Source organism: Streptomyces sp. NPDC002032 (assembly GCF_042890765.1).
Classification (GTDB): Bacteria; Actinomycetota; Actinomycetes; order Streptomycetales; family Streptomycetaceae; genus Streptomyces.
In genome coordinates, this window is record NZ_JBIASM010000002.1 from 444,364 (window position 1) to 456,391 (window position 12,028).

Genomic DNA, 12,028 nt, shown 5'->3' on the forward strand with positions numbered 1-12,028 from the left:
CCGGCACCCGGGCGCCCGAGCCCCCGGAGGCCGCCATCCGCCGCACCGCCCCCTGGCGCTGGCTGCCGCCGCTCCTCGCCGTGCTCCTCGGCCTGCTCGCCCTGGAACGCGGCCCCGGCGGCGGCAGCATGTGGCGTGACGAGTCCACCACCTGGCAGGTCGCCCACCGCCCCCTGCCCGACCTGGCCGCGCTCCTCGGCCGGGTCGACGCCGTCCACGGCCTCTACTACCTGCTGATGCACGGGGTGTTCGGCCTGTGGGACGGAGGCCTGTGGGCGCTGCGGCTGCCGTCCGTGGCCGGCGCCGCGCTCGCCGCCGCCGGGGTGGCCGCGGTCGCGCACCGGCTGGCGGGCGGGCGGGCCGCGCTGATCGCCGGCTCCGCCTACGCCCTGCTCCCGCCCGTGCAGGCCTACGCGCAGGAGGGGCGCTCGTACGCCCTCGTCGCCGCGGCCGTGGTCTGGGCCACCTACCTGATGCTGCGCGAGCGGTGGGCCGCGTACGCCGCCGTGCTGCTCCTCGGCTGCTGGCTGCACGAGTTCGCCGCCCTCGCCCTGCTCGCGCACGCCCCCGTCGCCCGGCACTCGCGCGGCTGGTGCTGGAGCGCCGCCGCCGTGGCCGCCGGGCTGCTGCCGCTCGCCCTGGTCAGCGCCCGCCAGGCGCAGGCGCAGCTCGGCTGGCTCGGCCGGCCGTCCTGGCAGGACTGGGCGGCGTACGGGGTGCTCGCCGGCGCGGTGCTGCTGCTCGCGCGGGGCGCCGCCGAGCGGGACCTCACGGCCCTCGTACGGGTCGCCGTACCGCTCGCGCTGCTGCCGCCGGGGCTGCTGATGGCGGTCTCGCTGGTGCACCCCTGGTACGTCGACCGGTACGTCCTCTACGCCCTCGCCGGGCTCGCCCTCCTGGCCGGGGGCCGGGCGGCGCGGGCCCGGGGGTGGGGGCCGTGGCTGCTGGCGGCGGCGCTGCTGGTGCCGTTCGGCTGGTGGTCGGCGTGGCTGCGGACCCCCGAGAGCCGCAAGGACGACGTGCTCGCGGTGGCCGCCGCCGTGCGGGAGCGGGCGCGGCCCGGGGACGCGGTGCTGTTCATGCCCGCGCGGCGGCGCGAATGGCTGCTCTCCTCGCCCACGCTCTACGCGGGCCTGCGTGACGTGGCCCTGGACCGCTCCCCGGCCGCTTCGCGCACCCTCCAGGGCGCCGAACTCCCGCCGGAGCGCATCCGGGAGGCCCTGCGGGAGGCCCTGCGGGACGCCCCCCGGGTCATCGCCCTCCTGGACCCGCCCGACCAGCCCCTGGACCCGTACCCCCGCGAGGCCGCCAAACGCGACACCCTGACCGCCTCCTTCGAACGCTGCTCGCTCACCCCGGTCCGGGGCGCGCGCGTGGCGGTGTACGCGAGACCGGGGGGCTGCGGATAGGGCGGCCCCGGGGGGCGGGGAGGATGGGGCGGCCCGCGTCAGACACCCGGCGGGCCCGACGCCCGGGCGGGCGGGGCCCGTCGCGCCTCCGGAGGTGCCGCATGCCCCCACCATCCCCCTCGACCCCACCATCGCCATCGGCCCCACCGCCCCTCTCGGCCCCCGCCGCGTCCGAGGGGTCCGAGAGCCCCGGGTTCGGGCCGCTCGTCGGGGTCGAGTGGCTCGCGGAGCGGATCGGCCGGGACGGGCCGGTCCTGTTCGACGCCTCCGTCGGCGCGCACCGGGGGGCCGCCGCCCGGATCCCCGGCGCACGCCCCTTCGACCTCGACGGCGCCCTGTCCGACCACACCGCCGCCGCCCCGCACACCATGCCCGCAGCCCCGGAGTTCGCCGAGGCGATGCGCGGCCTCGGCCTCGACGACGGCGCCACCGTGGTCGTCTACGACGCCGCCGGGATCTACTCCAGCGCCCGCGCCTGGTGGATGCTGCGCGCCATGGGCTTCGAGCGGGCGGCCGTCCTGGATGGGGGCCTGCCCGCCTGGGGTGCCGCCGGACTGCCCGTCGAGCCCGCGGCGGCGGCGTACGAGGGCCCGCGCGGCTCCTTCACCGCCCGGCCGCGCGCCGGGCTGCTGGTGGACGCCGCCGCGGTGGCGGCGGCCCTGGCCGACCCGGCCGCCGCCGTGCTCGACGCCCGCACCCGGGAGCGCTTCGAGGGCGCCGCCCCCGAGCCCCGGCCGGGGCTGCGCGGTGGCCACATGCCGGGCGCGGTGAACCTGCCGTTCGGGGAGCTCCGGGGCCCGGACGGGCGGATGCGGCCTCCGGGCGAGCTCCGTACGGCCTTCGAGGCGGTGACCGGCGGCCGCGAGCGGCTCCGCTTCAGCTGCGGGTCCGGGGTCACGGCGTGCGTGCTCGCGCTGGGGGCCGCTCTCGCGGGATACCGGGACACGGCGGTGTACGACGGCTCCTGGAGCGAATGGGGCCTGCCCTCACCGGACCGCCCGGTGGCCACGGGCCCCTGACGCGCCGCCCCCTCCCGCCGGCCGGTTCACCGTGTCCCGGGGCTCGGCGGGCGGGAGGGGGAACCCCTGGGGTCGGGTACGGCAGCGGCCGCACCACGAGGGCGGCCGCCACGTCTGCGGCCGACGCGGCCCTCAGGCCGGCGGGGCGGACACCGCCGCCTCCGCGGCGCGGCTGACGGACTCCCAGCCCGCCCAGGTCTCCATCCGCCGCCGCGCGATGTCGAAGGCCAGGTCGTAGACCATGCTCCCGAGCAGCAGGCGCAGCGGCGGCTCCTCGCTGTCGACCAGCGCGAGCAGCGCCCGCGCGGCGAGCGCCGGGTCGCTGTCGACGGACCCCTCGGAGAACTGCGCCTCCAGCTCGGCCCGCAGCGGACCGTACGCCTCCCGGGGGGTGGTGGAGCCCATGGCCGCGTAGAGGTCGGTCCAGTAGCCCCCGGGCTGGACGATGCTCACCTTCACCCCGAAGCCGGCGACCTCCATGGCCGCGGCCTCGCTCATCCCCTCCAGGGCGCACTTGCTCGCGCTGTAGAGGCCGGTGCTCGCGAAGCCGGCGAGCGCGCCGATGCTGGAGATCTGCACGAGGTGCCCCGCGCCCTGCCCGCGCAGGACGGGCAGCACGGCCTGGGTCACCCACAGCGCCCCGAAGAAGTTGACGTCCAGCTGGGCGCGGGCCTCGGCCTCGGTGAACTCCTCGACCATGCCCATCGTGAGCGTCCCGGCGTTGTTGACGACGACGTCGAGCCGGCCGAAGTGGCCGACGGCCGCGGCGACGGCCGCGAAGACCGCGTCCCGGTCGGTGACGTCCAGGGGGAGGGCCAGCACCCGGCCGGGGTGGGCGGCGGCGAGCTCCGCCAGCGGCCCGGCGGTGCGTGCGGCGACGGCGACGCGGTCGCCGGCGGCCAGTGCCGCGTCGGCGAAGGCACGCCCGAGGCCGCGGCTGGCGCCGGTGATGAACCAGACGCGGCCGGTGTCGGCGGCTGAAGTGCGCATGCGGTGCTCCCGTCATCGGTGAGACGAGACGTTCCGTCTCGTGGGCTGGGTCCAGTCTGCCCCGGTCCGGCGGGCTGGTCAAGACGCAACGTCTCGTTACTCTTCCCCGCCCCGGCGGGCGCCGCCCGCCGCCCCGCCCCTCCCCGGTAGGGGTGTTCGCCCCCGGCGAACGGACCGTGGGGAACATTGGGAGGCGCACATGCATTGAGTCGGCATAGCTCAACTTCACTGCCGGAGGGAAGATCATGGCTTCGACGTCCGTAACGCTCACCCTGCCCGTGCTGCCGCTCGACGACGAGGTCGTGCTGCCTGGGATGGTCGTACCGCTGGACCTGTCCGACGCCGAAGTGCGCGGAGCGGTGGAGGCGGCGCAGGCGGCGGCCGGGAACGGCAAGCCCCGGGTCCTGCTCGTGCCGCGGGTCGACGGCAAGTACGCCGCCACCGGTGTGCTGGGGACCGTCGAGCAGGTCGGGCGGCTCTCCGACGGGGATCCCGGCGCGCTCATCCGGGGCCGCGGCCGCGTCCGCATCGGGGCCGGGACCACCGGCCCCGGCGCCGCGCTGTGGGTCGAGGGCGAGACCGTCGACGAGCAGGTGCCCGATCCGCTGCCCGGGGCCGTCACCGAGCTCGTCAAGGAGTACAAGGCCCTCGCCACCAGCTGGCTCAAGAAGCGCGGGGCCTGGCAGGTCGTGGACCGGGTCCAGCAGATCGAAGGGGTCTCGGCCCTCGCCGACAACTCCGGGTACTCGCCCTTCCTGAGCGTCGCCCAGAAGGTCGAACTGCTGGAGACCGCCGACCCGATCGCCCGCCTCAGGCTCGCCGTCAAGGCGCTCAGCGACCACCTCGCCGAACAGGACGTCGCCGAGTCCATCGCCAAGGACGTCCAGGACGGCGTCGACAAGCAGCAGCGCGAGTTCCTGCTGCGCCGCCAGCTCGAAGCGGTCCGCAAGGAGCTGCGCGAGATCAACGGCGAGAAGGACGGCGAGGAGTCCGACGACTACCGCGCCCGCGTCGAGGCCGCCGACCTGCCCGAGAAGGTGCGCGAGGCCGCCCTCAAGGAGGTCGAGAAGCTGGAACGCTCCAGCGACCAGTCGCCCGAGGGCTCCTGGATCAGGACCTGGCTCGACACCGTGCTGGAGCTGCCCTGGAACGAGCGCACCGAGGACGAGTACGACATCCGCGGCGCCCGCGCCGTCCTCGACGCCGAACACGCCGGGCTCGGCGACGTCAAGGACCGCATCACCGAGTACCTCGCCGTCCGCAAGCGCCGCTCCGAGCGGGGCATGGGCGTCATCGGCGGCCGCCGCGGCGGAGCCGTCCTGGCCCTCGTCGGGCCCCCCGGCGTCGGCAAGACCTCCCTCGGCGAGAGCGTGGCCCACGCCATGGGCCGCAAGTTCGTCCGCGTCGCCCTCGGCGGCGTCCGCGACGAGGCCGAGATCCGCGGCCACCGCCGCACCTACGTCGGCGCCCTGCCCGGCCGGATCGTCCGGGCCATCAAGGAAGCCGGCTCCATGAACCCCGTCGTCCTGCTCGACGAGATCGACAAGGTCGGGTCGGACTTCCGCGGAGACCCGGCGGCCGCCCTCCTGGAGGTCCTGGACCCGGCCCAGAACCACACCTTCCGGGACCACTACCTGGAGGTGGAGCTGGACCTCAGCGACGTCGTCTTCCTGGCCACCGCCAACGTCCTGGAAGCCATCCCCGAAGCCCTCGCCGACCGCATGGAACTCGTCCGACTCGACGGCTACACCGAGGACGAGAAGGTCGTCATCGCCCGCGACCACCTGCTGCCCCGGCAGCTGGAACGCGCCGGACTCGGCGCCGACGAGGTGGTCCTGGAGGAGGACGCCCTGCGCCGGCTCGCCGGTGAGTACACCCGCGAGGCGGGCGTGCGCACCCTGGAGCGCTCCCTCGCACGGCTGCTGCGCAAGGTGGCCTCGCAGCACGAACTGGGCGAGACCGAGCTGCCGCTGCGCATCGGCGCCGACGGCCTGCGCGCCCTGATCGGACGCCCGCACCACGTCCCCGAGTCCGCCCAGGACCCGGCCGAACGGCGCACCGCCGTCCCCGGCGTGGCCACGGGTCTCGCCGTGACCGGCGCGGGCGGTGACGTCCTCTTCGTCGAAGCCTCGCTCGCCGACCCCGAGACCGGGGCCGCCGGGCTCACCCTCACCGGCCAGCTGGGCGACGTCATGAAGGAGTCGGCGCAGATCGCGCTGAGCTTCCTGCGCTCGCACGGGGCCGAACTGGAACTGCCCGTAGCCGACCTCAAGGACCGGGGCGTGCACATCCACTTCCCCGCCGGAGCGGTCCCCAAGGACGGCCCCAGCGCGGGCATCACGATGACCACGGCCCTCGCCTCGCTGCTCTCCGGCCGCCAGGTCCGCACCGACGTGGCCATGACCGGCGAGGTCTCCCTCACCGGCCGGGTGCTGCCCATCGGCGGGGTCAAGCAGAAGCTGCTCGCCGCGCACCGGGCGGGCCTGACCACCGTGATCATCCCGAAGCGCAACGAGGCCGATCTGGACGACGTCCCGGCCGAGGTGCTGGAGACGCTGGAGGTGCACCCGGTGACGGACGTGCGCCAGGTGCTGGAGCTGGCCCTCTCCGCCGCCGAGGTCTCCTTCACCAAGGCCGCCTGACCTGCGAACGGGACGGCACACGGCCCGGGACCCGCTTCGGCGGGGCCCCGGGCCGTCGGCGCGCCCGCTGCGAAATACTGAACCCGCACCGGGAGCCCGTACGGGCCCCCGGAGACACCCCTGAGCCACCAGAGAGCGGAGCCGGACGTGCACGGGAGCGAAGACCAGGAGTTCCTTGCCCTGGAGCGGGAACTGTCCGTCTTCCTCCGGCGGGCCCGCGCCTCCTCCGGCGAGATGGCCCGGGCCCTGCACCCCGAGCTGGAGCCCGCCGCGTACGGGCTGCTGGTCCGGCTGGAGGCGGCCGGGCGCCAGCGGGCCACCGAGCTGGCCGGCTACTTCGGGGTCGGCAAGGCCACCATGAGCCGCCAGCTGCGCGCCCTGGAGCTGCTGGGCCTGGTGGCCCGCGAGCCTGACCCCGCCGACGGCCGCGCCTTCCTCGTCGGCCTCACCGAGGAGGGCCGGGCCCGTTTCCTGCGCGTACGGGGGGCCCGGCGCGAGCAGTACATGCGCAAGCTCGCCGACTGGGACCGGGGCGAAGTGGCGGAACTGGCCCGGCTGCTCAACCAGCTGAACTCCGGCGAGGAGTGAGCCGGGGCGCCGCCGCGCGCCGGGCCGGCCGCCGCCGTGCGCCGGGTTGGGCCGCCGCCGCGCGCCCGGTCGGGGCCCGGCCGGGGGAGCCCCCGGGTTCAGAGTTCCGCGTAGACCGCCGAGGCGTCGTCGTGGCGCTTGTGGCGGGCCGGCGGCCGCAGCGGATCGGACTCGATGGCCCGCACCCGCCCGATCAGCCCCGCGGCGCCCTCCTCGCGCAGCACGTCCAGGCAGGCCGTCCAGTCGCCCTCCCCGAAGGTGTCCGTCCAGCGGCTCGCCCCGTCCGTCAGCGCCGCGACCGCCCGGACCCGCTCGCGCGGGGTGCTCCCGGAGACCGCCCGGGCCGCCACGGCCGGATCGGCGGCCGCCGTGAAGAAGCCCCCGTCCGCGTTGCGCAGCGCGTCGGTCGCGGCCACCGAGCCGAGCACCTCGCGCGGGATCCGGTCCAGCCGGTCGTCCAGCACGGCGGTGACGTCGCCCCCGGGCGCGCGGAGCAGGAGCACGGAGTCCGAGAGCACCAGGTGCTCCACGCGGGACGCGTCCCAGCGCACCACGACGACCGTCGCCTGCGGGGTCCGGACGTGAGAAAGGTCACAGGTCCCGCGATGGGCGTCGGCCGTGTCGCCGATGGCCCGCGCCAGGATCCGGTCCAGCGGCATGTCCCGCCGCGATCCGGACAGTTCGGTCAATCGGCCGCCCAGCCGCGCCGAGAACCACGGCACTCCGTGCACGCAGCCGTCGTCGCCGCGCGGCGGGGTGACCCCGTCCAGGACCACCAGGACGCCACCGCCCGCCGCAGGTGCCGAGGCCGACACCCAGTCCTCGTTGGGGCGTTCCGGATCGCCGGGGGCCGAGGCCAGGTCGATGCGCATGGGGACATTCTGCCCGCGCGGAACTCCCGTACGACAGAAGGTCTGTACCAATATCCGGCGGTGTCGGACGGCCGCCCGGACGCCGCGGCCCACCGCCCCGCGCCGATGTGGGCGGGCATACTGCCAAAGCCCGGCTGGATCTTTCAACCGCCCGTCCACGGACGCCCCCTGACACGGGGTGCCCGAGTTGGTCGGCCACTCCTCTGTGATGTTCACTCCTTCGAGTGGCCGGGTGGGCGATGTGCGGCTCTCCTCCCAACACACTGCGAAGGTCTGAGGCGGTACGAGGGGGCAGGGGGCGTTTACTTGTTGACCGGCCGTTACCTCGGCCACACGAGTAGACGAGCACGAGCACACGTACAGGATTGCGAGCACCGGTGCAGAAGAAGCGGTCTCGGAAGAACGGCACCGCCAGCGCCGACGGACCCGCCAACGCAGGACGGCGCGTCCGCGTCCGCAGCAGGCTGGTGGTCGGAGTGGCCGTCGCCGGACTCACCGTCCTCGCGGCCGGCGCCCCCGCCGTGGTCTCCGCCAGCAGGGAACTGAACGACTCCCAGCGCCTGGTCACCCTCGCGGAACAGACGCAGCACGCCCTCACCCTCGCCCACCTCCTCGGTGACGAGCGCGACGCCGTCGCCGAGTACGCGGCGAAGGGCCGGCCCGCCAGCGCCAAGGCGGCCGTCGACGAGCGCACCGCGCGCACCGACCGCCAGATGGCCGAGCTCCAGCCCGAGGCCGACGGGGACGTCACCCGCGCCCTCGGCCGGATCAAGGGCGTCCGCGCCGAGGCCGTCGACGGCAAGGGCACCGCCCTCGCCGCCCACCAGGCCTACTCCGGCCTCATCGCCGAACTCCTCGCGCCCGGCGACCGGCTCGCCGAACTCACCCCGCCCCGCGCGGAGGCCGCCCTCGCCGTCACCCGGCCCATGGCCCCCCTGGGCCAGGCCGTCGACCAGGCCTCCGCCACCCGCGGACTGCTGCTCGCCGCGCTGGCCGTCCCCCGCGGCGAGCAGCTCCCGAACTCCGCCGTCGCCGACGAACTCACCACCGCCGCACAGCGTTCCCGGGTCCGGGAACAGGCCGCGCTGGACGACTTCAACCGCGCGGCCCGCCCCGACGTACGGCAGACCCTCGCCGTCACCGTCACCGGCCCCGAGGTCAAGACCGCCGAGGACCACCTCAAGCGGCTCACCGACCGGCCCACCCTCACCCCGGCCGACCGCAAGGCCGACGCCGGAGCCGTGGGCGCCGCCCTCACCGCCCGGCTCGACCGCATGCGCTCGGTGGAGTCCACCCTCGCCGGGCAGCGGGCCACCGCCCTCGCCACCCTGCGCGACGACGACGTGACCCGCCTCGAACTGGTCGTCGCCGGGCTCGGCCTGCTCTTCCTCTTCGTCATCGGCTTCTCCACCGCCATCGCCCGCTCGCTGACCCGGCCGTTGTCGGTCCTGCGCCGCGGCGCCGAGCGGCTGACCACGGCCGAGGGCTCGGTCGAACCGGTCCGCTTCACCGGCCGCAACGACGAGTTCGCCGAGGTCGTCCGCCACCTCAACGCCGTACGGGACCAGACGGTCTCCCTGCACACCAAGATCGCCGGACTCGACGCCGACCGCCGCCGCCTCATCGGCCGCGCCGAAGCCCTCTCCACCGGCCGCCAGGCCCTGGAGACGGAACTGAAGGAACTGCGCGCCGGGCTGGAAGAACACCGGCGCGTCATGTCGGCCACCTCGGTCTCGCTCTCGCGGCGCACCCTCGGCCTGGTCGAGCGCCAGCTCACCGTCATCGAGGAGCTGGAGTCCAAGGAGGGCGATCCCGACCGGCTCGCCACCCTCTTCAAGCTGGACCACCTGGCGACCGTGATGCGCCGCCACAACGAGAACCAGCTGGTCCTCGCCGGACAGGAACACGGCCACGGGCAGAGCCAGCCGGTGCCGCTGGTCGACGTCGTGCGCGCCGCCGTCAGCGAGATCGAGCGCTACGAGCGCGTCGACCTCGCCACCCTCCCCGGCGGCATCCAGATCGCCGGCCACGCCGCCGACGACATCTCGCACGTCCTCGCCGAACTCCTGGAGAACGCCACCACGTTCTCCCCGCCCGAGGTCAAGGTGAAGGTCACCGGCCGGCTCCACGACTCCGGCGACGTGGTGCTGTCCGTCCTCGACGAGGGCATCGGCGTCACCGGCGACCGGCTCGCCGCGCTCAACCTGCGCCTGTCCACCCCCGAGGCCTACGACGAGGAGCCCGAGGCCGAACACGGCCTGGGCCTCGGCCTGTACGTCGCCGGGCGCCTCGCCGGGCGCCACGGCGTGACGGCCGAACTGCGCGCCCCGCGGCACGGCGGCACCGAGGCACTGGTCGTCGTACCGGCGTCCCTGCTGCCCAGTGCCCCGCCGCTCTCCCCGGTGCACACCCTGGCCTCGCCGGGCGCGCCCGCGCTCCTGCTGCCCGGGGTGGTCGCCGAGGCCAACGAGAACACCCTCCCGCCCAGGCCGCGCCCCGAGCAGGACGCGGACACGGACGCCGCCGCCGGCCAGGACCCCGTGGAACCGGACGCCCCGGCCCGCGTGGTCACCCTGGCCGAGGCCTTCGACCCGGAGCCGCAGGGCCCGGCGGACGAGGCCGAGGTGGACGAGAGCCTCGCGGGTGAGACCGGTGCGGACGTGGCCGGTGCGGACGAGGCCGGTGTGGACGTGGCCCCTGTGGGTGAGGGTGCTGTGACGGCGGGCTCCGCGGCGGAGACCCACGGCGACGCCCGGGACGAAGCCGGGGCGTACGGGTACGCCGATCCCGCCGCCGGCGCGTACGCGGCCCCCGAGGGCGGCCCCGACCTGGCCGGCCCCGCCGCCCCCGAGTCCGCCGCCGCCGAGTCCGCCGCCGCCGCGCGGGTGGTGCCGCTGGGCGAGGCCTTCGAGGACGCCCCGCCGCCCCCCGCCGACCAGGTCTTCACCGTGTCCGCCGACCCCTTCGCCGAGACCCCGGCCGAGGAGCTGCTGGCCCGGGTCGTGCCCCAGGCGGAGGGCTTCGAGGACGCGCGGCCGCCGTCCGCCGAGCAGGCCTTCACCGTGACCCCGGACACCGGCCGAGCCGGCGCCGGGACCGGTGCCGGGCAGGAGCCCCTCGCACGGGGCGCCGCCGACGCCGACGGCGGGGCGCCCACGGTGGCTGACCCCGCGCCCGGGGAGCCCGCCGGGGGGCCGGACGCCGCACCGGTGGTCTCCGTACACGACGAGGGACTGTCGCTGCTCGCGCCCACGCGCACCGCCGCCGCCCCCGACGCGGAGCCCACGGCCCACCTGCGCACCGCCGACGCCGAGGACGGCTTCGTGCCCCGCCAGGGCAGCCACCCCGGCCACGACGCGGACACCGCTCCCGCGGCGGCCCCCGTCACCGGCAAGGGCCTGCCCAAGCGCACCCCCCGATCCGTCCCCGGCCCCGCCGCCGGACGCCCCGCCGCGGCCCGCCCCGAGCCGCGCCGGGTCGACGCCGACGAGCTGCGCCGCCGCCTCGGCGGCTTCTACCAGGGCGCCCAGGACGGGCGGCGCGTGGCCGCCGCCGAGCTCGCGCAGGACCTGGGGCAGGGGCGGGGACACACCGACCAGGGGGACACCGCACAGGAGGCTCGCACATGACCGCGCCCAGTACGTACGGACTGAGCACCCAGGCCCGCAACCTGCAGTGGCTGCTGACCGACCTGGTGGAGGAGGTGCCCGGGGTCAACTCCGTGGCCGTCGTCTCCTCGGACGGGCTGCTGCTGCTCTCCTCCGCCCCGGCGGGGGAGTCCGCGCGGGGAGGTGACCGGCCCAAGGGCCCCCGCGGCGCCTCCGCCGACCTCGCGACCATCGTCTCCGGGCTCGGCAGCCTCACCACGGGCGCGGCCGCCCTCATGGAGTTCGGCCACGTCAAGCAGACGATGGTGGCGATGGAGAACGGTTCCGTCTTCGTCATGTCCATCAGCGACGGCTCGCTGCTCGGCGTGCACGCCACGCCCGACTGCGACATGGGCGTCGTCGCCTACCACATGGCCCTGTTCGTCGGCCGCGCCGGACACGTCCTGACCCCCGAAGTCCGCAGCGAGCTGCGCCAGTCGATGGAGAAGACCCCGTGAGGAGTACGGCCTCCGACCGGCTGCCGATACGCGGCGCCGACCGACGCCCCGCCCGCGTCCGCCCGTACTCCCTCACGGGCGGCCGCACCCGCTTCACGCAGGTGCTGCTGGTCGAGACCTTCGTCGCCGCCCTCGACACCGGCCCGGCCAGGACGCCGGACCGCACGCCCGAGATGCGGGCCATCGTCGAGGTCTGCCGCCGGATGCGGACCATCGCCGAGGTGGCCGCCCTGCTGAAGCTGCCGCTGGGCGTGGTCCGGGTCCTCGTCAGCGACCTCGCCGACCAGGGCCGGATCCGCGTGTACGCCGGCGGGCACGGCGCCGGCCGGCCCGAACGCGCGCTGCTGGAAAGGGTGCTCAGTGGGCTCCGCCGTCTCTGACCGGTCCGCCTCGGAGGCCGTCC

General features: G+C 75.9%; 9 protein-coding genes. 7 read left to right on the forward strand and 2 right to left on the reverse strand.

The annotated features are described in order from the left end of the window. Window positions 1–80 precede the first annotated feature (80 nt). Window positions 81–1,409: a hypothetical protein gene (locus ACFYYT_RS06175; protein ID WP_351819477.1), complete on the forward strand. Its 1,329-nt coding sequence runs from the start codon at window positions 81–83 to the stop codon at window positions 1,407–1,409. 101 nt (window positions 1,410–1,510) lie between these two features. Continuing rightward, entirely contained in the window at window positions 1,511–2,428 is a 918-nt protein-coding gene (locus ACFYYT_RS06180) for a sulfurtransferase (RefSeq protein WP_351819474.1), read from the forward strand. Between the two features lie 132 nt (window positions 2,429–2,560). Here ACFYYT_RS06180 and ACFYYT_RS06185 read toward each other — a convergent pair whose 3' ends face one another. Next, window positions 2,561–3,418: an SDR family NAD(P)-dependent oxidoreductase gene (locus ACFYYT_RS06185; protein ID WP_351819472.1), complete on the reverse strand. Its 858-nt coding sequence runs from the start codon at window positions 3,416–3,418 to the stop codon at window positions 2,561–2,563. Window positions 3,419–3,663: 245 nt separating this feature from the next. Between ACFYYT_RS06185 and lon the strand changes: the two genes are divergently transcribed. Together lon and ACFYYT_RS06195 are read left to right on the forward strand one after the other, a co-directional pair. Beyond that, the gene (lon, locus tag ACFYYT_RS06190; RefSeq protein WP_351819469.1) at window positions 3,664–6,060 is read left to right on the forward strand and encodes an endopeptidase La; all 2,397 of its coding nucleotides are present in this window, start codon (window positions 3,664–3,666) and stop codon (window positions 6,058–6,060) included. 147 nt (window positions 6,061–6,207) lie between these two features. After that, window positions 6,208–6,648 carry a MarR family transcriptional regulator gene (locus ACFYYT_RS06195; protein WP_351819466.1) on the forward strand — a complete coding sequence of 147 codons (441 nt, stop codon included), beginning with the start codon at window positions 6,208–6,210 and terminating at the stop codon, window positions 6,646–6,648. Window positions 6,649–6,746: 98 nt separating this feature from the next. Here ACFYYT_RS06195 and ACFYYT_RS06200 read toward each other — a convergent pair whose 3' ends face one another. Beyond that, window positions 6,747–7,520, reverse strand: a complete 774-nt coding sequence (locus ACFYYT_RS06200; RefSeq protein WP_351819463.1) for a hypothetical protein — start codon at window positions 7,518–7,520, stop codon at window positions 6,747–6,749. Between the two features lie 377 nt (window positions 7,521–7,897). Here ACFYYT_RS06200 and ACFYYT_RS06205 point away from each other — a divergent pair, with 377 nt between their 5' ends. The 3 genes from ACFYYT_RS06205 to ACFYYT_RS06215 are packed head-to-tail and all read left to right on the forward strand — an operon-like array spanning window position 7,898 to window position 12,005. Next, entirely contained in the window at window positions 7,898–11,149 is a 3,252-nt protein-coding gene (locus tag ACFYYT_RS06205; protein WP_351819460.1) for a nitrate- and nitrite sensing domain-containing protein, read from the forward strand. After that, entirely contained in the window at window positions 11,146–11,625 is a 480-nt protein-coding gene (locus ACFYYT_RS06210) for a roadblock/LC7 domain-containing protein (RefSeq protein WP_351819457.1), read from the forward strand. Before ACFYYT_RS06205 ends, ACFYYT_RS06210 begins: the two co-directional genes overlap by 4 nt. Then, window positions 11,622–12,005, forward strand: a complete 384-nt coding sequence (locus tag ACFYYT_RS06215; protein WP_351819454.1) for a DUF742 domain-containing protein — start codon at window positions 11,622–11,624, stop codon at window positions 12,003–12,005. Before ACFYYT_RS06210 ends, ACFYYT_RS06215 begins: the two co-directional genes overlap by 4 nt. Window positions 12,006–12,028 lie beyond the last annotated feature (23 nt).